Annotated in this window: 23 protein-coding genes; 16 read left to right on the top strand and 7 right to left on the bottom strand. The window is 50.6% G+C overall.

Annotated features, from left to right (window positions below):
• Positions 1-160: 160 nt before the first annotated feature.
• Together EPA93_RS20010 and EPA93_RS20005 are read left to right on the top strand one after the other, a co-directional pair.
• A complete protein-coding gene (locus EPA93_RS20010) occupies positions 161-532 on the top strand; it encodes a nuclear transport factor 2 family protein (protein WP_129889211.1) in 372 nt (123 codons plus the stop codon).
• A gap of 93 nt (positions 533-625) precedes the next feature.
• Positions 626-1,456, top strand: a complete 831-nt coding sequence (locus EPA93_RS20005) for an alpha/beta fold hydrolase (protein ID WP_129889210.1) — start codon at positions 626-628, stop codon at positions 1,454-1,456.
• Positions 1,457-1,588: 132 nt separating this feature from the next.
• Here EPA93_RS20005 and EPA93_RS20000 read toward each other — a convergent pair whose 3' ends face one another.
• Together EPA93_RS20000 and EPA93_RS19995 are read right to left on the bottom strand one after the other, a co-directional pair.
• On the bottom strand, positions 1,589-1,975 hold the full coding sequence (locus EPA93_RS20000) for a hypothetical protein (protein WP_129889209.1): 387 nt from the start codon (positions 1,973-1,975) through the stop codon (positions 1,589-1,591).
• A gap of 79 nt (positions 1,976-2,054) precedes the next feature.
• The gene (locus EPA93_RS19995) at positions 2,055-2,519 is read right to left on the bottom strand and encodes a hypothetical protein (RefSeq protein ID WP_129889208.1); all 465 of its coding nucleotides are present in this window, start codon (positions 2,517-2,519) and stop codon (positions 2,055-2,057) included.
• Between the two features lie 306 nt (positions 2,520-2,825).
• Between EPA93_RS19995 and EPA93_RS19990 the strand changes: the two genes are divergently transcribed.
• Positions 2,826-3,368, top strand: a complete 543-nt coding sequence (locus tag EPA93_RS19990) for a helix-turn-helix domain-containing protein (protein ID WP_129889207.1) — start codon at positions 2,826-2,828, stop codon at positions 3,366-3,368.
• An 87-nt stretch (positions 3,369-3,455) separates the two neighbouring features.
• The gene (locus EPA93_RS19985) at positions 3,456-4,010 is read left to right on the top strand and encodes a helix-turn-helix domain-containing protein (protein WP_129889206.1); all 555 of its coding nucleotides are present in this window, start codon (positions 3,456-3,458) and stop codon (positions 4,008-4,010) included.
• A gap of 197 nt (positions 4,011-4,207) precedes the next feature.
• Here the strand turns inward: EPA93_RS19985 and EPA93_RS19980 are convergent, their stop codons facing one another.
• The 3 genes from EPA93_RS19980 to EPA93_RS19970 form a co-directional block, all read right to left on the bottom strand.
• On the bottom strand, positions 4,208-4,573 hold the full coding sequence (locus EPA93_RS19980) for a hypothetical protein (RefSeq protein ID WP_129889205.1): 366 nt from the start codon (positions 4,571-4,573) through the stop codon (positions 4,208-4,210).
• A 445-nt stretch (positions 4,574-5,018) separates the two neighbouring features.
• Positions 5,019-5,450, bottom strand: coding sequence for an ester cyclase (locus EPA93_RS19975; RefSeq protein ID WP_129889204.1), 432 nt, complete (start codon positions 5,448-5,450; stop codon positions 5,019-5,021).
• A 343-nt stretch (positions 5,451-5,793) separates the two neighbouring features.
• Entirely contained in the window at positions 5,794-6,279 is a 486-nt protein-coding gene (locus tag EPA93_RS19970; RefSeq protein WP_165423272.1) for a ClbS/DfsB family four-helix bundle protein, read from the bottom strand.
• A gap of 369 nt (positions 6,280-6,648) precedes the next feature.
• On the opposite strand from EPA93_RS19970, the gene EPA93_RS19965 reads away from it, so the two are divergent.
• From EPA93_RS19965 to EPA93_RS19930, 8 genes are all read left to right on the top strand, one after another.
• Positions 6,649-7,290 (top strand): TetR/AcrR family transcriptional regulator, encoded by a 642-nt coding sequence (locus EPA93_RS19965; protein ID WP_129889202.1) that lies wholly within the window; start codon positions 6,649-6,651, stop codon positions 7,288-7,290.
• 63 nt (positions 7,291-7,353) lie between these two features.
• A complete protein-coding gene (gene ppsA / locus EPA93_RS19960; RefSeq protein WP_129889201.1) occupies positions 7,354-9,978 on the top strand; it encodes a phosphoenolpyruvate synthase in 2,625 nt (874 codons plus the stop codon).
• 54 nt (positions 9,979-10,032) lie between these two features.
• On the top strand, positions 10,033-10,737 hold the full coding sequence (locus EPA93_RS19955) for a hypothetical protein (protein ID WP_207229601.1): 705 nt from the start codon (positions 10,033-10,035) through the stop codon (positions 10,735-10,737).
• A 144-nt stretch (positions 10,738-10,881) separates the two neighbouring features.
• A complete protein-coding gene (locus EPA93_RS19950; RefSeq protein ID WP_165423271.1) occupies positions 10,882-11,205 on the top strand; it encodes a cupin domain-containing protein in 324 nt (107 codons plus the stop codon).
• A 5-nt stretch (positions 11,206-11,210) separates the two neighbouring features.
• Positions 11,211-12,257 carry a hypothetical protein gene (locus EPA93_RS19945; RefSeq protein ID WP_129889199.1) on the top strand — a complete coding sequence of 349 codons (1,047 nt, stop codon included), beginning with the start codon at positions 11,211-11,213 and terminating at the stop codon, positions 12,255-12,257.
• A 169-nt stretch (positions 12,258-12,426) separates the two neighbouring features.
• Positions 12,427-13,644, top strand: a complete 1,218-nt coding sequence (locus EPA93_RS19940; protein WP_129889198.1) for a cytochrome P450 family protein — start codon at positions 12,427-12,429, stop codon at positions 13,642-13,644.
• A 293-nt stretch (positions 13,645-13,937) separates the two neighbouring features.
• Positions 13,938-14,417: a DUF2867 domain-containing protein gene (locus tag EPA93_RS19935; RefSeq protein WP_129889197.1), complete on the top strand. Its 480-nt coding sequence runs from the start codon at positions 13,938-13,940 to the stop codon at positions 14,415-14,417.
• A gap of 48 nt (positions 14,418-14,465) precedes the next feature.
• Positions 14,466-14,825, top strand: a complete 360-nt coding sequence (locus EPA93_RS19930; RefSeq protein WP_129889196.1) for a hypothetical protein — start codon at positions 14,466-14,468, stop codon at positions 14,823-14,825.
• A gap of 60 nt (positions 14,826-14,885) precedes the next feature.
• Here the strand turns inward: EPA93_RS19930 and EPA93_RS19925 are convergent, their stop codons facing one another.
• Positions 14,886-15,323, bottom strand: a complete 438-nt coding sequence (locus tag EPA93_RS19925; protein ID WP_129889195.1) for an Rrf2 family transcriptional regulator — start codon at positions 15,321-15,323, stop codon at positions 14,886-14,888.
• Between the two features lie 366 nt (positions 15,324-15,689).
• Here EPA93_RS19925 and EPA93_RS19920 point away from each other — a divergent pair, with 366 nt between their 5' ends.
• Genes EPA93_RS19920 through EPA93_RS19910 form a run of 3 tightly spaced genes read left to right on the top strand, consistent with a single transcriptional unit; the run spans position 15,690 to position 18,927 of the window.
• Complete coding sequence (locus tag EPA93_RS19920) at positions 15,690-16,910, top strand: cytochrome P450 family protein (protein ID WP_129889194.1); 1,221 nt, start codon at positions 15,690-15,692, stop codon at positions 16,908-16,910.
• Positions 16,911-16,944: 34 nt separating this feature from the next.
• Entirely contained in the window at positions 16,945-18,009 is a 1,065-nt protein-coding gene (locus EPA93_RS19915) for a hypothetical protein (protein ID WP_129889193.1), read from the top strand.
• A 45-nt stretch (positions 18,010-18,054) separates the two neighbouring features.
• The gene (locus EPA93_RS19910) at positions 18,055-18,927 is read left to right on the top strand and encodes an alpha/beta fold hydrolase (RefSeq protein ID WP_129889192.1); all 873 of its coding nucleotides are present in this window, start codon (positions 18,055-18,057) and stop codon (positions 18,925-18,927) included.
• 111 nt (positions 18,928-19,038) lie between these two features.
• Here EPA93_RS19910 and EPA93_RS19905 read toward each other — a convergent pair whose 3' ends face one another.
• Positions 19,039-19,275: a hypothetical protein gene (locus EPA93_RS19905; protein WP_129889191.1), complete on the bottom strand. Its 237-nt coding sequence runs from the start codon at positions 19,273-19,275 to the stop codon at positions 19,039-19,041.
• 439 nt (positions 19,276-19,714) lie between these two features.
• On the opposite strand from EPA93_RS19905, the gene EPA93_RS19900 reads away from it, so the two are divergent.
• Complete coding sequence (locus EPA93_RS19900; RefSeq protein WP_129889190.1) at positions 19,715-20,761, top strand: hypothetical protein; 1,047 nt, start codon at positions 19,715-19,717, stop codon at positions 20,759-20,761.
• Positions 20,762-20,885 lie beyond the last annotated feature (124 nt).

The following is a 20,885-nucleotide window of genomic DNA, read 5'->3' as shown; positions in this document are numbered from 1 at the left end:
TGCCCATTAGGTGAACCGTACAGGCAGAGCAAAAATATCTATGCTTCTTTTAAATTCGTCTTTAACAGGGTCAATTTTACCATGTTTTCGCTGTAGACTATGAGCATGTTAATGATATAGACCTTCTAGAACTAAAAAGAAAAAGGAGCGAATACGACAAATGGCGAAAAATAAGTCAGAAGATCTTCAGCAGTTTGCTCAGCGCTATATGGAAGTCTGGAACGAAGCAGACGACGAACTACGTCAGCAGCGCATTGCTGATCTGTGGGCAGAGGATGGCACCCAATTCACAGCTTCACGCGAGATTCACGGCCGTCAGGCTCTCTTCGAGCGCATTACTACTAACTACGAAACCTTTGTCAAAGGCCAGGATCTCGTCTTCAGGTTGTCTGGCAAGACTGATGAGCATCACAACGCTGTCAAGCTGAACTGGGAAATGCTTCCGGCCAATGGAGGCGCGGTGGCCGGCACAGGCTTGATCCTCTTGCTCTTGAATGCTGACGGCCTTATCAATCTCGATTACCAGTTCTAGCCACAAGTCTAAAATTTTGTTGTTGCCTGCTTAGCGGGGAGGATTTGGCAATCTGCCTGCTCCTCCCTTAGCTTCATACTGGAGATTATCGCTATGCCTTACTTTGAGACCAACGATCACAGCAGCCTATATTATCGCGATTGGGGCCAGGGTGCGCCCGTCGTATTCATCAATAGTATCGTGCTCAGCGGTGCCATGTGGGAGTATCAAATGCTGCCCCTCTGCGATCAGGGCTTGCGCTGCATCGCCTTAGATCGTCGGGGTCATGGCCGCTCGGATGATCCCGGGCGCGGCTATGATATGAACACCCTGGCCGATGATATAGCGCAACTCCTTGAGCATCTCGATCTGAACGAGGTGACCCTGATTGGCCAATCGATGGGTTGTGCCGAGGTCTCGCGCTATCTTGGGCGCCACGGCACTAGCCGTCTTGCTCGCGTTGCCCTGATTGGGACCGTCACGCCCTGCCTCTTGCGCTCCGAGGATAATCCAGAAGGCGCGCCCCGAGAGATATTCGAAGCGCATGTCGCGGCTCAGCTTGCCGATCGGCCTCACTATAATCGTATGGTGGCAATAGATGACTACTTTGGCCTGGCCTCACGCTGGCCGGAGCAAGAGTTTATATCGGCGGAGATGAAGCAATGGCTCGTGCGGCTCGTGCTGGAGACCTCGCCCAGAGCCAACATCGAATGTTTTCGCGCCTTATGGCTTGACGATTTTCGCCAGGATATGCAAGCCTTTAACGTGCCAACCCTGATCATTCACGGTGCGCTTGATCATAACGCGCCCTTGCTCTGCGCGCAACGAACGGCGCGAGCTATCAAGGGTAGCCAGCTCAAAATCTACGAAGATGCGGCCCATGCGCTCTATCTCACGCACAAGGATCGCCTCAACGAAGATTTGCTGACCTTCATTCGTAGCTAGCGCTTTGCAGACCTGACCGGCGCGCATTATTAAGCACGTCGGTCAAGCCCTTCTCAAAGATGCGCGCTTCCAGCGCTCCCTCTTTTTGGCTGTGCGAGTATACTGTAAAAAGGGGTGATTTTGTTTTCCCCCTCACTGGCCCCGTGGAGGAGACTGTAATGCGCTTAATAGCTTATCCATATCTCTTATACATTCATCCCTTTGAGGCGAAGGAGGGATGTGCGAGGTGACCAGGGCGATAAAGCCCTGTATAGCTACGCTGACCGCTTTTAGCTCCTCAGGGTTAAGGGCCAGTGTGCTGCCGGGAGGGAAGCCGCCCGGTTTGAGCGCCGGGGCCAGCTTCTGGCGTACTGTAACCAAAATTGGTACATAATGCCGGTTAGCCCGGCTCCTGCGCATGTGGGGCATGTACCCCACCAGAATGTGATCCAGCGCTTCAAGTTCTTCCTGATGTAATGGGATGATGGGCAGCTGGTTCGCGTCTGACTCCGTATGAGGAGACTGAGAAAAGAAGTCCATATTCTATGCTCCTAGAGATTGTAAGTAAGTTAAGAAGAGGGCTGAATTTATCCTTTCAAGGATTGAAACTTATTGAAACTTATTGAGTGGGTAATTGTAAGATATGGGCAATGTGTGCCCAGGATCGGGTGCCATCGGCTAAGCAATAAACCTGACGTTGCCGACGAGGCCAGCCTAACATTTCCTCTTGCGTGGCCTCTCTGAGTCGATAAGGATACTGATGGTGCCAAGGATACTGATGCTCTGGTCCCGCAACCGTTTGAGGGTACTGCAACAACCAGTTCAGCTCACTAGTGCGTAAGAGCAAGCGGACGACCGGAGCATTTTCTTTGAGCAGCTTGCCATTTTGCCAAAGCTGATAGGCATAGGGATGCCCATCTTTGAGATAGATGTGGGCGAACTTGCGCCTGCGCTTGAGAAAGAACGCGAAGGGCCAGAGGAAAAATGGCAATGGAAGCATCGCGTTCGCACGCCCGTTGAAGCGCTTACGTTGCAAAACTGAGAGTAGACTAACGAGTTTGAGGCGATAATCAGGGGCTAACATCGGTATTTTTCTCCTTCACTTTCTACAACTGCAACACAAATTTTCCAGGCTATCGATCGAGATCCAGATGTAAGCATGAATCGATGTACTGGCGCATATGGCGCGCCAGTACCCGCCCAGCGAGGGCGCATCAGGCTTGCAAGGTGTGGGGAACAAGCAAGCCCAACACCCCCTCTTTTCCCTCCCTGCACTTCAATCCCGGCCATCCCTTGCCGATGTAAAAAGTATAACTCGTAATGCGTTCGTTGTAAAGAGTTTTTATAAATGACTTGGTAAGAAAAAGTTGCTGTAAAATAAGCTATTCTTATGAGCGATGAAGTTATTTTGCCCGAAATACAAGAATATGTTTCCGTCAAAGATGCTGCTAAGATGCTCGGTCTGGCTTATAGGACAGTGCATGAATATGTTTCGGAAGGGCGAATAAAAGCCAAGCGCTTCTCAGACGTGATTTTGATCCCGATCGAGGAAGTTAAAAAATTCAAGCCTAATATCGCTGGAAAGCCGCGCACCACAGTTCCACAATGGCGCATTCCACCCGAAGAAAATACCTTGTTTCAGACAAGCATCGAAGTGCAGCTTCGCTCAGGCAAGCAGGCCGAATTGCGAAAACGGCTTGATGAAATCAGGCGTAAGAAAGAACATAGCTTTCCGGGCACGATAGCGCGCTACATCGTCAATAGCAAGCTACAACCTCAGCGCGTGGAAATTGAGCTGATCTGGCGTAGTTCGATTGCATCGGATGAGGCTGCACGCCAGCAAGCTCTAGAAGCTTTTAAAGCGCGGCTGAAGGATGTTTTGGACTGGGAGACAGCCAGTTATGACGAGGGCGACGTCTTGATGCATGCTTGATCGATGCCGTGATTTTATTGAGCAGTAATCTTCCTCAAGTTATGAGATTGTCTATGCTTAAGTAACTTTATTGAGTAAGTTGTGATAATGGAAGACGATACCCAACAGCCCATCATTTTGCCCGAAGTAGAGGAATACGTTTCCATCAAGGACGCTGCGAAAATGCTTGGTGTGTCTAATACAAGCGTACAGAAATATGTCTCTGAAGGGCGGATCAAGGCTAAGCGCGTCGCAAACGTGATTATGATTCCGGTCGAGGAGGTCAAGCGCTTCAGGCCCAATGCCACAGGAAGGCCCCGTACTATGTTGCCGCCCTGGCGTATTGCTCCTCGTGATAATATCCTGTTTCGTACGACCATCGTCGTGCAGCTTCGCTCAGGCAAGCAGGCTGAATTTAAGCAGCGATTGGAAGAGATCAGGCGTAAGAAAGAACATAGCTTTCCGGGCACGGTAGCGCGCTACATCGTCAAAAGCAGAAAGCAGCCGGAGCACATAAAGATTTCCCTGATCTGGCGTAGTACAGTCGCGCCGGATGAAGCTGCGCGTCAGCAAGCTCTAGAAGCCTTTAAAGCGCGTTTGGCCGACGTACTGGATTGGGAGACTGCCAGTTATGACGAGGGCAACGTCATGATGCACGCCTGAGAGAAAAGCCAATACTTTTCGCCTTGACTCTTCCCTCGAAACGGCTCAACCACAGCCCACTCGGCCTTGCAGAGAGTGCCCCAGCGGCTTGTATTTACCAGGCCTGGCAGCAGGATCTTGGTGCATAAAAGGTGCCGACCTCGATCCATCTTCCTCTATCAGGTTGGCACCTTTTCCAACCCATTCAGCGGCTCAGGTTAAATCCTTCTTTTTACTTTTGCTGAAAATGTATTATCGGATTGAGAAGATGATGAATTTTTTGAGGACCTGGATACCATGATTGTGATAATGCCAAGCAGCGTACAAGCGCCAGCTCCCAACCAGAGATGGCTGGCCTGCTCTTGCTCGATTGCCTCTTGCTGCTCATACGTTCGATCATCAGGAGAGGGTATGCCATAAGAAGCGCATACCTCTCGCGGATCGTTTGGATTCATGGTATCTTTGCCGCAATTGACGCCGACAAAAGCAGGTGTTGAAAAAAACGCTACGATGGCCAAAATGGCTGCTGTAATAAGAAAGAGTATTCCCAATTCGGTTCCATTGGAGGGGAATCTTGTTCGCACTGCTTTCCTTTCCTTTCCTTGTTCTCCCTCGACAGGCAGGCGATCATAACGAATCGCCACTTGTGAGAATGGTGGTGTATCATTTTCCTCATCCCTTGCTTAGACAGGTTCTTCTTACAAGAGATCGTGAGAAAATATCTGCGAGAATGGATTAGTTAACCACGTGTGCAAGTTGTTTCCACCGCCGCAGACGGTGAGGAGAGAAGAGAGGTTGGGGACAATCAGCAGATCGCGGCGCAGTCCCAGAGGGAACCTGAGTGTGTCCTGCACACCGTTCCGTAAAAGCTGCACATCGCGTTAGCTATCGTGAAAAAAGATTTCACTAGCGGCACGTTTTTTTTATTGAATTGTTCCCTTCATAAAGTGTACCTGCATTTGATGCAAAAAGCAAGGTTCAGCTTTTATTTTGCACCCTTTGGAAATTTCTATAGTTGTACCCTTGCGGCTACCCTGGTTTCTCCTCTGTTGCTGGTAGCACTCCCATTTGTTGCAGCCAACCCAGAACATGAGTCTGCTCCCATTCTGTGGCCACCTTCCCGCCGATGATATGGTACATATTGATGCCATTCACAGCGATTTGCTTGCCCGTCGCTGGAATTCCCTGGTAAGTGCCCAGATGTGTGACGTTTCCCTCCCAACGGATCACTACAGTATTCTCCTCGGCGACGATTTCGACTACCTTGACGCTCCAATCAGGAAAAGCCGTGTGGAGCATCCTGATGAGCTGCCGCATCTGCGCATGGTCGCGGCCTGGCTGGCTTCCCATCCAATAGCGAAACGTGGGTGTGGTCAGCTCATCTAATGCCGTTTCATTCCCACCGTTCCAGACGCGTTCCACATAGTCAAGAACAAGTGCTTTGTTTGTTTGGACTGACATGATAGCTCCTTCTTTGTATCAGGAATTTGCATTAGGACATCTTACCAGTATAGAGTAGATAATAGTATAGTTCCATAACGACCCGGGCCAGATTTCACCGCTCAGATGCATCGCAACAGGATCATACTCTTATGAATAGCGAGATATCGTGTGCTATAGCTGTTTCTGTAGAGGTATTTTTAGGTGGAGGAGCGATAGATGTATTGTTTGGTAGCGATTATAAATGTTTCTCAGATGTGTTGCTGCTCTGCTCAGTTAACCAGTGCGGTCGTACATAGGCCCTGAGCAAGCTGATCCCCGCAAAAGCGGGGATAGCCCGTATTGCGATGTTTAGGATACTTAACTACTGATGCTTACTCAACCAGGCTCGGATATCTGGCTCGTGCTCATCATGAAAATGGGAGAAGAAAAACGCCCCGCCCAGCGTCTCGCCCTCATTGAACCAATCGAAGCGTTTCGGGTCCAGCAGTTCTTCTTCGGGAAATGCTTCAAGGGTCTCCACCAACTCTCGAAAAACTGCGCGGTCCTCTTCAAGGATGGCAGAGACGGAGCGATCTTTATTGGATGCAACCATCCAGGCGTTGATCTCGTCGTCGGTCCGCAAGTGTGAAGGCCAGAACGGCTCTGGCGGCGGTTGATGCTTAAGCGCGGCCTGGAAACGGCTGACCTCCCGTTTCTGCCAACCTATCAGATGGACAATAATATCTTTAATCGACCAGCCGCCAGCGACCCCCGGCTCTATCATCTTTGCCTCACCAATATCGTTAAGCAGCGCCTCCCAGGCTGCCTGCTCGCTCTGAAGCTCCGCGAGGAGCTGGGCTTTACTCATGCTTGTACTCATCGTTTCCCCCGTTCGTATTTTGTAATTTGCTGCAATAGCTTGCTTCTTGCAGGCGAATAAAAAGGCTGTAAGAGAGCCTTTGTCCTGCTTTCGTTTAGCTTAGCATTGAAAGCGGTTGAAACACGACCTGATTGCGTGGGTTCTAGCCAAAACGTAGGGCTAAGCTCAATGTATAAAAAGAGGACAATGGCAGCGTGCCGGAAAACAACCCTCTCACTCTATGAGAGTTTAAGCACAGAAAAGAGCGCCATGAGAGAAACACCCCCATTCTCCCTTGACATTGTGACCAGGTGGTCGTACAATAAAAGTGTCATATGACCAGGTGGTCGCAATTCGAGGAGGTGAATTTCTTTCGTTATGCCAAAGAAAACTTATTTTCATTTGAGTGAAGAGAAAAGAGGCCGCATATTCGATGCTGCTCTTCAGGAGTTCGCAACCCACAGTTTTAGCGAGGCATCCATTAATCAAATCATCAAGAATGCAGATATACCTAAAGGCAGTTTTTATCAATATTTTGCCAATAAAGAAGACCTCTATCTGTATTTACTAGAGACAGTTGCAAACGAATTTGCAGAACCGCTCAAGCATGAGCAAGAAATATCTCAAGAGGCAGACGTTTTTGAAGTAATTAAGCTGACAACCAGAGAATTCTTTGAATTAGAACATATAAAACCGGAATATATCGAGATAAGGATGCGGATGGAGGTGGACACCAATGAATTTATTAAGAAAATTCGCAAGGCGTCTGCCGAAAGATATACAAAATTGATTGAGCGTGATAAAGAGCGCGGTCTTATCAAACCTGATGCTGATGCTGAAATCATTGTCAATATGATTTCTTCATTCAGCTTAAATGAGTATTACAGGAACAAACCAGATGTGCAAGGGTATTTAAAGAAACTCGACGAGGCTATCAACATGATCAAGGAGGGAGTTACGGTGGGTCAGGATAAAGAGATAGGAAAACCTGGTCGGTCTAATAACGACTCGCGCGGATAGAGAAAAGCGTCACATCGATCCGCTGACCCGGGACCAGATTCTTAAACATGAAGGAGAGCATGTATGAATGCATATGTATTGAGTTTTCAGGAAATCGATAAAACAAAGCTTGCGCTCGTCGGGGGCAAAGGCGCCAATCTGGGCGAACTTTCCCGGATTGAGGGGATACACGTACCGGAGGGCTTTTGCGTGACTACCCAGGCGTATCAAGAAATCCTTGCCCAGAACGAGGAGCTTACTTCACTGTTGGGTCAGTTGTCCTTGCTCAAAGTAGACAACCGGGAAGGTATTGCTGAAATCAGCGCAACCATCCGCAAGCTCATCGAAGAAATAGCCATCCCGGAAGGCATCGAGCGCGAGATTACCCGTCATCTTGAGCAGCTTGGTGAAAACAAGGCCTATGCCGTACGCTCCAGCGCCACTGCGGAGGATCTTCCAACCGCCTCTTTTGCTGGACAGCAGGATACGTATTTAAATATTGTCGGAAAAGATGCCATCTTGCAGCATATCAGCAAGTGCTGGGCATCGCTCTTTACCGACCGGGCCGTGACCTATCGTATCCAAAACAGCTTCGATCATCGCAAGGTTCGTCTTGCCGTGGTCATTCAGCGGATGATCTTCCCGCAAGCGGCGGGGATCATGTTCACTGCCGATCCTATCACCTCCAACAGGAAGATTGTCTCCATCGATGCAAGCTTTGGTCTCGGTGAAGCGCTGGTCTCCGGCCTGGTCAATGCTGATAACTATAAAATACGTGACGGCGGCATCGTTGACAAGAAGATCTCTACAAAGACGCTAGCTATCTCTGCCTTAAAAGAAGGAGGAACTGAAGAGAAGAGAATCGAGGCCGAACGGCAGAATATGCAGACGCTCACAGATGAACAGATTATCCAGCTTGAACGCCTGGGCAGAAAGATTGAGGCGTATTTCGGCCGCCCCCAGGATATTGAATGGTGCCGGGCTGACGATACCTTTTATATCGTGCAGAGCCGGCCTATCACTACCCTTTACCCTCTACCGGACATTCAGGATGGAAAAAACCACATATATGTGTCTTTCAGCCATCAGCAGATGATGACCGATGCCATGAAACCATTGGGGATATCTTTTTTCCAATTAGGCTTCGAGGGGACTCCCATCATTCCAATTGGTGGGAGGTTGTACATGGATCTGGCGCACGATCTTACCTCTTCCGTAGGACGATGGATAGCCCTTTTGGCTCTCGGTAAAATTGATCCTCTCATCAATAACGCCGTCAAGAAGTTAATGAAGCGCAAAGCTTTTATGCAAGCCTTGTCGCGCGGGAAACGAGCCTTCAGTATGGGGACAGGGTATTTCTCCTGGGCCTTGCCCATCCAAGCCCTCAAGCTCTACCGCAGCAACGACGCAACCCTCGTTCAAACGCTCATGGCTCAGCATGAGGCGTCTTTGAAAGAATTGCAGCAGCGGATGGCCGCCCTGTCTGGAGACGACCTGCTTGCCTCTATTCTAGAAGCCCAAAAGCACCTGCAAGAAACCATATATAATCCGCGAAGTATGGCAGCTGTGTATATCGGCGTATATGCCGCCAGTTGGCTCAATAAGCGCATGGAAAAGTGGCTGGGTGAAAAGAGTGCTGCAGATGCGCTTTCCCAGGCGGTAGCCAACAACGTCACCGCTGAAATGGGGCTGGATCTTTTGGATGTCGCAGATGTCGTTCGCCACTATCCGGAGGTGATGGAGTATCTTCGCCACGCCAATGACGAGACGTTTTTTGCAGATCTTGCCAGGCTGGAAGGTGGCGAGGCTGTCAGTCACTCCCTCTGGGCGTATCTTGAAAAATATGGCATGCGTTGTGCCGGTGAGATCGATATCACCAGGCCTCGTTGGAGCGAGCAGCCAACAATGCTCGTTCCCATGATTTTCAGCGACATCAAGAACTTTGCCCCGGGTGCTCACAACGCGCTCTTTAAGCAAAGCCTGTTGGAAGCGCAGCAGAAGGAACAGGAGCTCCTCAGCCGTTTGGAACAATTGCCTGATGGAAAACAAAAGGCGAAAAAAACAAAAAAGATGATAAGTCGTTTGCGCAATTTTATCGGCTATCGGGAATACCCGAAGTACATGATGGTTGGCCATTACTGGATCATCAAGCAAGCCCTCCTCAAGGAAGCTGTGAGGCTTATGCAAAAAGGGCTTATTCAGGAGAAGGAGGATATCTACTATCTCTCTTTTAACGAACTCCGGGATGTCGTCCACACAAACCAACTTGATTACAACATCATCACGAAGCGAAAAGAGGAATATGAGACCTATGAGAAGCTGACTCCGCCGCGAGTAATGACGTCCGAAGGCGAGGCTCTATTCGGTGAATACGATACCGCTAACATCCCAAAGGATGCTTTGGCAGGCATCCCCGTTTCGTCAGGTGTCATCGAAGGCCGAGCGCGGGTCATTGTAAGCATGGAAGAAGCCAACATAGAGGAAGGCGATATTCTGGTCACCGCATTTACTGACCCCAGTTGGACCCCCGTTTTTCTCTCAGTAAAGGGCTTAGTGACGGAAGTGGGTGGGATGATGACCCACGGAGCAGTCATTGCCAGAGAATACGGTCTGCCTGCTGTTGTAGGTGTGGAAAATGCTACAAGATTGATTATAGATGGGCAAAGGATTCGGGTCAATGGAGCGGAAGGCTATGTAGAAATTCTGTAAGGTGCTGAGATGACATTTTAGGGCCAGAGAAGCTCTAAAGAAAGGATGGAACCAATGGACTCAGACATTGTTGCTTTCAAGGAGCAACTGAAAAATAGTGGAAAGAAGGGATTAGTAGTAGACATTGATGAGACAGTTTCCTTGACAATGCATTACTGGGTTAAGGAGCTTGTGAAGCTCTTTGGCAATCCGCGAAATCTATCAGAAGAAGAAATCATCGAAAGAATTGTTGCGCGAGATTTTCCCTTTGAGAAACCTGAAGAAGCTCTCAAGTGGATGATCCTTGCCCTACAATCTGAAGAAATAACCGAAGAATATCCGATTATTGAAGGTTCAGATAAGGCTGTTGAGAGAATAAATCAGGTCATTCCTGTAGTAGGTTATCTCACTTTAAGAGAGACATCCATCAGAAATGCTACAAAGAGATGGCTAAGGAAACATGGTTACCCTAATGAACCGATAATAACAAGACCTGACAACACGAGGATAGGGGAAGGAATGAAATGGAAAGCAGAGACATTAGCTTATCTTTATCCTCAAGTAATAGGTTCGATCGATGACACTCCCGATATTATCAACTACTTACCAGACAGTTATAAGGGAACCTTTTTTCTGTACGGTAATCGGACTTCTTCGAGAAGCGATCTAGACATTATTCCCTGTAATTCTTGGGATGACGTTTACAAGAAAGTTGTAGAATATCAGGCCTCGTTATTGGAGCGCGCAGCCGGCCATGCTCGTCTTCACGACTCCCAGTAACAGCGAAATCTGGGAATCCGGCGCTCATAACGCCCTATTTGAGCAAAGTGGAAGGAAATCTTACCGAGGAACTGATATGCGGAGCGCGATAACATAAAACCCAAGAAAGGACTGGACCCATTTGTGGAGAAAAAGCAGCTTATCATGAACATTCCCCATGCGGAGAGTGTGAACCTGGAAACTCTGGTAGCGTACCAAAGCGGCAAGCTGGTTAGTCTGCCGCTTACGCAATTGCCCAACCTCAGCGTTATATTGTTTGCCATAGACCAGGGGGAGGCGATCGGTGCGCATAGCGCGCCAGGGGACGCCCTGTTACAGATCCTGGATGGGGCTGCTGAAATCACTATCGGTAAGCAAACCCTCACCGTCAAAAAAGGGGAAGCTGTGGTCATGCCGGCCGATGTGCCGCATGCCCTGGCGGCAAAAGAACGATTTAAGATGCTGCTGACCTTTATTAAGGAAAGGTGAATACTATGCGTCGTGTTCTTCCAGCTATCGGATTGTACTTCCTCGCACCGCTGGTGGCCGAGTTCCTACTTGGTGATATCCCGATTCTCTCGGGCGCTGGACTCGTTGCCTTCTTTGCCTCATCGTTGATCTATGGCAGCGGCGCAGTACTCATTCGTGAGGTGGTAAGGCGTGCTGGCTATGGCTGGCCTACCATCATCGCCTTTGCCCTTGCCTACGGAGTGATCGAAGAGTCTTTCGCAACCCTCTCGCTGTTCAACCCGCACTATGCGGGCTGGCATCAGCTCGACTATGGCTACGTTCCTGCTCTCGGTATAGGCCTGTCCTGGACGTTGTTCGTACTCGGCCTACACATGATCTGGAGCATAAGCGTCCCGATTGCGCTTGTAGAGACGCTTGCTGGTTCGCGGCGCACAACGCCGTGGCTGGGAAATATTGGCCTGGCGGTCATGGCCATAGTGTTCGTAGGGATTGTCATCTTTAGCTTCACTGCCTCCACTCATAATGATGGCTTCGTTGCTTCGATGCCCCAATTCATTGGTGCCGGTATTGCAGTCATCATCATTGTTGCCATCGGCATTGTCCTGGGTCGATACCAGACCACCTTGCACACTAATATTACGCGCAACGCGCCGAACCCCTGGCTCGTCTTGATCGTATCCCTGGCCGCTGGCGCGCTCTTCATGCTCATCTACTCCGCAGATCCACGCGGCTTGTCTCCATGGCTGGCAAACATCAATCTCCCGCCGTGGCTGGCTGTTGTTCTCTTTCTCGGGCTGTATGCTGGCGTCGCCGTCCTGGTAAACTTTTGGTCGCGTTTGGACGGCTGGTCGAACGCCCATCGTCTCGCGCTCGCAGGGGGAGCGCTGCTTACCTACGCCTGGCATGCTTTTCCATGGCCATCTCTGTTTCCAGGCACAAGTGAGCCGGTTAAGCTGGCCAGCAACACTATCCTTGCGGCTGGCGCTGTTGCCCTCCTTGTGATTGCTGCGCTTCGATTACGTACTTCCACTTCGAACGCCTCATCGTCAGCCTCAACAACGGCGCTGTAGCAGTAAAAGGGGAGATAGTTGCACAGCTGAAGCAGCCGAGATCAAGAAAGAGGAAATGGATCAAGATTTGAGCATAAAGTAACTTACCTCCTCATGTCTTGTAGTGATGATGACTTACTTTCTTGGACCGATTTCATTCATTGGAAAAGCTGAAAAGAAGGAAAAGAACATGAAACAGGTAACGATGGGAGATTTTTATGCCCCAGAGAACATGCGTGATCCAATCGCATTCTCAACGCGGCTCCGCGAACGGCAAGAGCCACTCATCCACCTGGATAACGTGTATGGTATGGGAGGGGGTTGGGTCGTATTGGGATATCATGACGCTGTAGAGATTCTGAAGGACCCGCGTTTCATCAAAGATATGCGCAAGTTCTCCTCACGGCCCGAGCCACCAGATACCGGCATCAATGACTTCCTGGCCTGGTGGATGGCGATGCCAAACATGATCCTCGTTGATCCGCCCGACCACACCCGCTTGCGCAAGCTCGTCTCAAAGGCTTTCACTCCTCGCATGATTGAAGGGCTCCGCTCACGCATCCAGCAGATCGCTGACGAGTTGCTGGATGCTGTGCAGGACAAGGGGAAGATGGACCTGATCGCAGATTTTGCCTTCCCGCTGCCCATTACTGTCATTCTGGAAATGTTGGGGGTTCCCACAACGGATCGCGACCAATTTCGTGCCTGGACAGAGGGGCTTGCCGCCGTAGGAATGGACCCTCAACAGGAGCAAGCTGCCATTGCTGCGCTGGATGCGTTCATTCGCTATCTCAAAAAGTTCCTGGCCTATAAGCGCGAGCACCCGGGCAACGACCTGACAAGCGGCATGCTTCAGGCTCGGGATCAAGGCGACACCTTGAGTGAGAACGAATTGCTTTCGACCATCTGGCTGCTGATTACCGCTGGGCATAAGACAACTGTCAACCTGCTTGGCAATGGTGTGCTAGCGCTTCTGCAGCATCCTGAGCAATGGCGCTTGCTCCAGGCCGACCCGGCATTGCTTCCTATCGCCATTGAAGAACTGTTGCGCTACGCGGGGCCGATCATCTTTGCCAAACGTTTTGCAAGCGAAGACCTTTGCTTGCATGGCCAGAATATCCACAAGGGTGAGCTGGTGCTAATCGATCTGGTGGCTGCCAATGCTGACCCAAAGCAGTTTCCCACCTTTGATAAACTAGATATCACGCGTGAGGAGAACCAGCATCTCGCCTTTGGCAAAGGCATCCATCACTGTCTGGGTGCTCCCCTGGCTCGCCTGGAAGGACAGGTCGCCCTTGGTACCTTGCTCCGTCGTCTGCCCCAGTTACGCCCGACCATCGAGCTTGAGCAACTGGCCTGGACCTATGACGGGCTTCGCGGCCTTGTCAGCCTGCCAGTAGCATTTTAGCCCTGTTTGAGAAGAATGGGGAAATGGCAAAGAGGGATGGAAGCAGCACAAGCATAGGCTATATCTCTCTTTGTCACAACAAAGGCAAATGGGCTTGCTAATTGCTCTTGACTCCTCTTTCATGTGAGCTCTAAGATTAGGATGTAGTATATAATAGCTGCACTGTTATTTCATGGGGAAAAGAGATTGAGCTAGCTAGGCAATTTGTTGCCTGGCGGCATTACACAACTAAGCTCAAAGAGAGGCACTAATAGCTGCGGCTGAGCTCTAAGATAGAGTAGGAGAAAGCGGGTATGAGCAAGCAGATTGGCGCGACACGCGCCTATCGGATCGCGCCTCCCAGAGTTCAGACTGGCGACAATCCAGCTGATTATATTGATGAGTTCGAAGTATCAATCCTTGATGGAGATGCGCGCACAGCCGAGCAGTGGGCGCGGGCAATATTTGAGGAGGCGCCACTTCCTGTGCGCTGGTTTCTGCTATTTGGTTGGCGCTGGGTGCTGGGTCTGCGACTTGGGCCACGGCTCTCGTCCACGCACGTTCTTGGCTGGCAGATCGTCAAAAGGGAGCCCGATGCGATCAGTCTCGAACTGCGCTCAGCGCTGATGGTAGCCCAGTTGAGTATGCACCTGGTTGGCTCAAAACTTATTTGGAACACCTATGTATACTATACGCGGGGGCTGGCCCGTCCACTCTGGACAGCAGTTGGCCTGCTCCATCGCTGCACGGTTCCTGCCCTGCTTGGGTATACTGCATCGTCATTCAAGAAGTAAGAGCTTCTCCCGCCCAATAAGCTGGGTGGGAGAGATAAGTAAAAGGTTATGGGTGAAAGAGTGCCATCATCAGCAAATCAACGGCGTCAGCAGCTCAAACAAAAGTACGGCAAGCTTTACGATGAATTGGCCCGACTCCTTGCTGAAGATGATCCTATGGGGCTTGTTAGCAGTGGAGCGCCGCCTAATGAGTATGAGCCGGAAATCGATGCAATTTTGTCGCAATTGCATGAAGCCACTACTCCTGATGCCCTGGGTCATCTCCTCTATGAGACATTTGCCAGGTATTTTGGCGCAGCTTTTGCGTCACCTGATATGTCTTCTGCTAAGCCGACCAAAGAACAATTTGCCGCGCTAGGCCAAAAAGCCTGGAGGCTTTGGAAGCGCTGGGAGGCGGAGGCCCACTAGCAGCTGATCGAGGCCAGGTTCGTCGGAGCGAGAGTTACGTTGGAAAGGCAGGTCCAGCCTTCATGAAGCCTCTTGCTCCAGGGCGCTCAATACCTGTGGCAGGCCGGAATTCTTTTCGGCGAGCTCAACCAGCTTGCGCTCTTTGAGATAATTCTCCATCACGTTTTCGGCATTCAGCATCACTTCCTGAATCAAGCAGGTTTGATGATCAAGCCCGTCATCGCAGTGAAACAGAGAGGCAGTTCCTTCGATGGCATGAATGACATCAAGGAAGGATAGATCTGCTTTGTTTCTCGTCAGCCGATATCCTCCATTGATGCCAGGCGTCGACTCGATCAGGCCGGCCTTGACAAGCCTTGTCAAAATCTTGGAGAGGTACGTCGGGGAAAGCTTTTGAACTTCCGCCAGGCGTTGGACACCGATAGTTTTTCCGACCGGTAAGGCCACAAAATACAGCATTGTGTGGAGCGCATAATTGGTTGCCTGCGAATATTTCATGCTTGCCCTCTTTCTATTACAGACTCAATGTGTCTATTATAGGAAAGTGTGAAAGGACTGTCAAGTCTCATTCCCCGTTCTTCTGCATTAAAAAAACTTGCTAACAACCCTCAGAAAGCCTTGCTCCCTTATTCCAGCTGCTTGCCGGGTCGAAATTACAGCGGAGAAGTAAAGCGCCAGGATGCTCAATTCCTGGCGCTAGAGGGTTGCGATCAGCTACAGCGAGAGGCAACCCAGACCGATAGCGCGTACGTCCCTTGACAAAAGCTTACTGTCGTTTATAATAAATAAATGGATCATCTGTTTATTAATTTTTGGAAAGAATGGAAGGCTTGACCGAGCAAGCAAGAAGGGAAATAGAGCATCATGGAAGCAGTCACCTTTAATGATTTAGGTTCGCAGAAAGTATTAAGAAGTCCCGCCTCTTTCTACGCACGTTTGCGTGAGCATGAACCACTTACCCCTTTCACATTTGGCGCTATAAAAATCTGGCTCGTCGCCACAACCTATGATGAAACCGCGCTATTATTAAAAGATCCGCGCTTCGTCAGGGATATCCATCATGTCTTTCCTGAGGGAATTCCGCCAGCCCTCCAACAATTTATCCAGCAGGGAGGAGAGACGCTACAGCTACTCTCTCAGAACATGCTTTCGCTAGACCCACCCGACCATACGCGCCTGCGGGGATTGGTCTCGAAAGCCTTCACTCCGCGCATGATCGAGCAACTACGCCCGCGAATTCAGCAGATTGCTGATGAGCTTCTGGATGCAGTGCAAGCGCGAGGACAGATGGATCTTGTGGCAGACTTTGCCTATCCACTGCCTATGTCCGTCATCTCCGAGATGCTTGGTATTCCACCTGAGGACCGGGCCCAATTTCGCAGCCTGACACAAGCCCTACTCGCCGGTGCGATGACGCCAGACCAGAAATGGCAAACAACTGGAGAAAGCTTTATCTCCTATATTAAAAAGCAGCTTGCCGCCAGGCGCGAGAAGCCCGGTGACGATCTTATGAGTAACCTGCTACAAGCGAGGGAGCAAGACGACATGCTCACAGAGGATGAGCTTGTTTCAATGATCTGGCTGCTGATCGTGGCTGGGCACGAGACAACCGTAAATCTCTTGAGCAATGGCGCGCTGGCTCTGCTGTTGTTTCCTGAGCAGTTACGTCTGTTGCGTACCAATCCTGGCCTGATCCCCTCCGCTGTCGAAGAGTTGTTGCGCTTAACGGCCCCTGTTCTCTTTGCCAGTAAGCGCATGGCCCGTGAAGATCTTACTCTCCATGATCAGCTAATCCATAGGGGCGACGTGATCTATATCTCCACCGCGGCCGCCAATACCGATCCAGAGAAGTTCAGCGATCCGCAAAACCTTGATGTCAGCCGCCAGGAGAATCGGCATCTCATCTTTGGCAAAGGCATCCATAGCTGCCTGGGTGCGCCCCTGGCTCGCCTGGAGGGACAGATAGCTTTTAGCACGCTCCTGGCCCGTTTGCCCAACTTGCGCCTGGCATGTGAGCCCGAGAGCCTGGAATGGAACCCGCTTTTCAATCTGCGCAGCCTTAAGAGTCTGCCTGTCAGTTTTTAAGTCTGGGATCTGCTTAAACGAAAGGAAAAGAGCTATGCGTCGTCGCGTGCTGCTGGCCATCGGGCTATACTTTCTCTCGCCGCTCGTGGCTGAGTATCTACTTGGTGATATTGCTATTACCGCTATTCCTCTCTTTGCAGCTATCCCTCTCTTACTTGGGATGTCCTTGCTCTATGGTACTGGTGCGCTACTCATACGCGAAGTCGTCAGGCGGGCTAGCTATGGCTGGCCTTCTATTATCGCCTTTGCCCTGGCCTATGGCATAATCGAAGAGGGCTTCACGACCTATACCCTGTTCAATCCGAACTGGGATTCCGCCTTTGGTTTCCACATCCTCGCCTACGGCTATATTCCCGCCCTGGGCCTTAGTTTGAACTGGATAATCTTCGTGCTGGGCCTGCACACCTTCTGGAGCATCAGCACCCCTATCGCACTCATGGAAACACTGGCCGGTGAGCAGCAGCGTACAAAGCCCTGGCTGAGCAAGCTTGCTCTATCTCTCCTGGCAGCGCTCTTTGTGCTTGCCATTGTCGGTATCAATATCGGCAACGTTGTCAACCATCGCTTCATTGCCACGATTCCCCAATTTATAGGCACAGGTATCGCAACCATCGTCGTTGTTGGGATAGGCATCCTGCTGGGTCAGCGCAAGCCCACCGCGCGCACGCAAGCAGGCCGTGCGCCGAGTCCCTGGCTAGTAATGCTTGTAGCCCTGATTGCCGCTTCTGTATTCCTGCTCATCTATGCAGTTGATCCAAGCGGCATCTCGCCCTGGCTTGCTGGTCTGAACCTGCCAGCCTGGATAGCTATCGTACTCTATCTGCTCTTATGCGCTGGTATGGCTGTTCTGGTGAGCTCCTGGTCACAGCGGCGCGGCTGGTCAGACGCCCATCGCTTCGCCCTGGCAGCCGGAGCTCTGCTTGCCTATGCCTGGCATTCCTTTCCCTGGCCAGTGCTCATGCCGGGCGTAAGCCTCATGCTCGATCTGCTGAGCAACGCAATTCTGGCTGTGGGCGCGATAATCCTGCTAGTGTTTGCCGCGCGCCAACTTCAGAAAGAGGGGCAACAGTCGTTTGCAACCCTGGCCCACAATTCATAGATAGACTGGATAGCGAATGCCGGACAGGCAAGGAAAGGTGAGAATATGAATAAAGCAATTCAAACATATACAAAAGATACAGTTATCTCCAAAGATGGAACCAGAATCGGTTATCGTCAGATGGGCAGCGGCCCAGGCCTTATTCTGCTGCATGGTGGTATCAATGCCTCACAACACCTGATGAAGCTAGGTACCGCCCTGGCAGATAGCTTTACAGTCTACATTCCTGATCGCCGGGGGCGTGGGATGAGCGGACCTTTTGGCAGCAACTATTGTATAGAGCGAGAAGATGAAGATCTGGATGCCCTCCTTCAGAAGACTGGGGCGCACTACGTCTTTGGGACGGCAGATGGCGCGCTCTTCGCCCTACATGCGGCCATCACCTTGCCGGCGATCCATAAAATAGTTGCCTATGAACCTGTCCTTTTTGTGGGGCAGTCGAAGCTTGCAGAATTTGAGGAAATCATCCAACGTTATGAGAGGCAGATGGCCAGGAGTAATCCGGCCGGAGCCATCGTCAGCGTCTCCAGGGACGGTAATCAGTCTCCTATAATTAATTTTATCCCAGACTTTCTTATAGTCCCATTTGCCGAGATGCTTTTGAGCATAGAAGCCAGGACAGCCAGAGGCGATAATGTTCCTCTCAAAGAGCTTATCCCTACGATGCACTTTGAATTCCAACTCGTCAGACAAACAGAAGGAACCCTGGAAAACTACAGGCAGGTCAACGCGGAAGTCCTTTTGCTCTTTGGTGGCAAGAGCGATGCTTTATTCAAAGAGTGCATTACCACCTTAAACAGCGTTTTGCCCCATGCTAAGAGCGTTGAGCTTGAGGGCCTCAACCACGGATCGGCGCAAGATTATGGCAAACCGGAGCTCATTGCCCGCGAGATCAGGCGCTTCTTACAAGAGGCATAGGCAATTTTGCGCCTCTCGCGAAGAGGCCAGAACCCACTCATCCGACAGAGAGCATACATAATAAAGGTGTCCCTGGTGCATGGTATGCTAGATGCACCAGGGAGCGGGAAGCTAGGAGATGCGGCTACCGCGGTAGGCGATTGGCCCCTCGTTGGGCTTGCGATAATAACCCAGGAAGCTGGTCTGATCCTCTTGGAGACTGATCGAGCCCTCACTACCATCTGCGCGCTGCCAGGAAACGGCTGTGATTTCGTTGTTATCGCCGTCTGTCAAATCGATATTCAGGTTGGGAGCTGGATGCCACTGTGTCAAATTTCCCCAGGCCTGTTCGGTACGAAATGTTGCCATGTTTGTTTTACCTTCCTTTTTTAGAGTTATGTGTAGCACTGAGTGCTACCTGTTTTCAGTATAAATAATCTCAACAAATGCCCGGCCATCAGATGTTCCTCTGGACGGCGAAGGTGGCTTCGACAATGCTTGCGCTGTGATGCAGCAAGCGCGATTTATGCGACGAAGCAAAGGGCTAGCTATCATCCTCATCTATCCGCAACAGTAAGCATGTTTCGCTGCTAACCCATAGTTTTAGCTTTTGGTCAAGCAATAACCAGCATAGAGCCCCTCATGTTCAGGAAAAAGTCAAGCTATTGCTTATTTCTGTACTTGCTCCTCGGATATAAAGAAGAACTAAATTGAGACATATTTGTTACGAATGCATGATTTTATTATGACAGGACAAAGCTATACTCACTCGAAGAAAAGAGAATTGTTAGAAAGGAGATATAAAAGCATGGTTGATACACCTGGCCGACACCTCTCTCTCTTCTCATGGCTTTCACGCTGGCCAGAGTGGGTCGGATTTGCCGCCTTTCTCTGGTCCTTGCTCTATGGGATATTCGGCATTTATTGGACCTTTGATCGAGCAGGCTTTCCTTTCGGTACCAACGATGTTGAGGCCGATCCATACGCCCTCTTCGCTGGCTTAAGACCAGAAGTAGGAGCTCCAATCCTTGCGGGTTTGTGCATAATAGGAGTGATAGTTGCGCTGGCCATAACGCAGGGATGGGGCCGCAAGATTCTGCAACGGGCCCTGCTCTTTTTCTCGTGGGGCATGGGGGTAGTGCTGGCAGTATTGATCCCTGATTTACGCATACTTCAGCATATGGCCTATGCTCTCGCTTTTTTATATCTTGGCCATATTACCTGGACCATATGGAATCAAATCATCTGTCTTCTTGGTGGCGTGCTTTGGATAGCCACGGCTCTTGCCTATCAGCGCGGGCTGCGTGGGGCTTGCCAACACTGTGGACGATCACCAGACGTCGGCAGGCCGGGATACTCGGCGCATCACTGGGGCAAGTGGTTCACTATTGCCGCTATTCTGTTTGCGCTCCCCTATGCCCTTTCGCGCTGGGCCTGGGCCTTACACATTCCTCTAGGCATCAAAGCATCTGACCTGGGCGTGATTCCCGGGCTCGAACTCGTTGAGTTTGCCCTGGGCGCAGTGTGTGTGGGCGGGGCGCTGTTAACTTTAGGCTTGATTCAACGCTGGGGAGAAATCTTTCCGCGCTGGTTTCCTTTTGTGTCAGGCAAAAGAGTTCCTCCAGCGCTCGCCATCGTCCCAGCCTCGCTCGTCTCCATAGCTTTGATCAGTGGGGCCTTATCCTTCAACCTGATCATGATCAGACTCATCCTGGCCAAAGGCTGGACTGCCTACAACTGGGGAGTAGGTTGGCCTGCACCTTTCTTTCTGCTCTGGGGTCTGGCCCTGGGAGGAGCCACGCTGGCCTACGCTTATCGCAGGCGCGGCCGCTGCAAGTTTTGCGGAGAACAATAAGCAATAAGCAAGCGACATTTATACTGATCTTAATGCAAGCGAAGGTCGGCCATGTGCTGACTGACCTTAACTGTGAATATGGATCAAGTTGCGGCTTGACAATTACCTGCTCATCGTCGAAAAT

Origin of the sequence: Ktedonosporobacter rubrisoli (genome assembly GCF_004208415.1) — a bacterium.
Taxonomy (GTDB): Bacteria; Chloroflexota; Ktedonobacteria; order Ktedonobacterales; family Ktedonobacteraceae; genus Ktedonosporobacter; species Ktedonosporobacter rubrisoli.
The sequence above is the reverse complement of the archived record's forward strand: the minus strand, read 5'-3'. Positions and strand labels throughout refer to the sequence as shown.

Bases quoted from the DNA above. Each gene is read 5' to 3' on its own strand.
- EPA93_RS19920 (WP_129889194.1), top strand. From the start codon at position 15,690: ATGGAAGCAGTCACCTTTAATGATTTAGGTTCGCAGAAAGTATTAAGA.
- ppsA (WP_129889201.1), top strand. From the start codon at position 7,354: ATGAATGCATATGTATTGAGTTTTCAGGAAATCGATAAAACAAAGCTT.
- EPA93_RS20000 (WP_129889209.1), bottom strand. From the start codon at position 1,975: ATGGACTTCTTTTCTCAGTCTCCTCATACGGAGTCAGACGCGAACCAG.
- EPA93_RS20010 (WP_129889211.1), top strand. From the start codon at position 161: ATGGCGAAAAATAAGTCAGAAGATCTTCAGCAGTTTGCTCAGCGCTAT.
- EPA93_RS19940 (WP_129889198.1), top strand. From the start codon at position 12,427: ATGAAACAGGTAACGATGGGAGATTTTTATGCCCCAGAGAACATGCGT.
- EPA93_RS19905 (WP_129889191.1), bottom strand. From the start codon at position 19,275: ATGGCAACATTTCGTACCGAACAGGCCTGGGGAAATTTGACACAGTGG.
- EPA93_RS19975 (WP_129889204.1), bottom strand. From the start codon at position 5,450: ATGTCAGTCCAAACAAACAAAGCACTTGTTCTTGACTATGTGGAACGC.
- EPA93_RS19995 (WP_129889208.1), bottom strand. From the start codon at position 2,519: ATGTTAGCCCCTGATTATCGCCTCAAACTCGTTAGTCTACTCTCAGTT.
- EPA93_RS20005 (WP_129889210.1), top strand. From the start codon at position 626: ATGCCTTACTTTGAGACCAACGATCACAGCAGCCTATATTATCGCGAT.
- EPA93_RS19990 (WP_129889207.1), top strand. From the start codon at position 2,826: ATGAGCGATGAAGTTATTTTGCCCGAAATACAAGAATATGTTTCCGTC.
- EPA93_RS19970 (WP_165423272.1), bottom strand. From the start codon at position 6,279: ATGAGTAAAGCCCAGCTCCTCGCGGAGCTTCAGAGCGAGCAGGCAGCC.
- EPA93_RS19985 (WP_129889206.1), top strand. From the start codon at position 3,456: ATGGAAGACGATACCCAACAGCCCATCATTTTGCCCGAAGTAGAGGAA.
- EPA93_RS19930 (WP_129889196.1), top strand. From the start codon at position 14,466: ATGGGTGAAAGAGTGCCATCATCAGCAAATCAACGGCGTCAGCAGCTC.
- EPA93_RS19910 (WP_129889192.1), top strand. From the start codon at position 18,055: ATGAATAAAGCAATTCAAACATATACAAAAGATACAGTTATCTCCAAA.
- EPA93_RS19950 (WP_165423271.1), top strand. From the start codon at position 10,882: ATGAACATTCCCCATGCGGAGAGTGTGAACCTGGAAACTCTGGTAGCG.
- EPA93_RS19945 (WP_129889199.1), top strand. From the start codon at position 11,211: ATGCGTCGTGTTCTTCCAGCTATCGGATTGTACTTCCTCGCACCGCTG.
- EPA93_RS19915 (WP_129889193.1), top strand. From the start codon at position 16,945: ATGCGTCGTCGCGTGCTGCTGGCCATCGGGCTATACTTTCTCTCGCCG.
- EPA93_RS19955 (WP_207229601.1), top strand. From the start codon at position 10,033: ATGGACTCAGACATTGTTGCTTTCAAGGAGCAACTGAAAAATAGTGGA.
- EPA93_RS19925 (WP_129889195.1), bottom strand. From the start codon at position 15,323: ATGAAATATTCGCAGGCAACCAATTATGCGCTCCACACAATGCTGTAT.
- EPA93_RS19900 (WP_129889190.1), top strand. From the start codon at position 19,715: ATGGTTGATACACCTGGCCGACACCTCTCTCTCTTCTCATGGCTTTCA.
- EPA93_RS19965 (WP_129889202.1), top strand. From the start codon at position 6,649: ATGCCAAAGAAAACTTATTTTCATTTGAGTGAAGAGAAAAGAGGCCGC.
- EPA93_RS19935 (WP_129889197.1), top strand. From the start codon at position 13,938: ATGAGCAAGCAGATTGGCGCGACACGCGCCTATCGGATCGCGCCTCCC.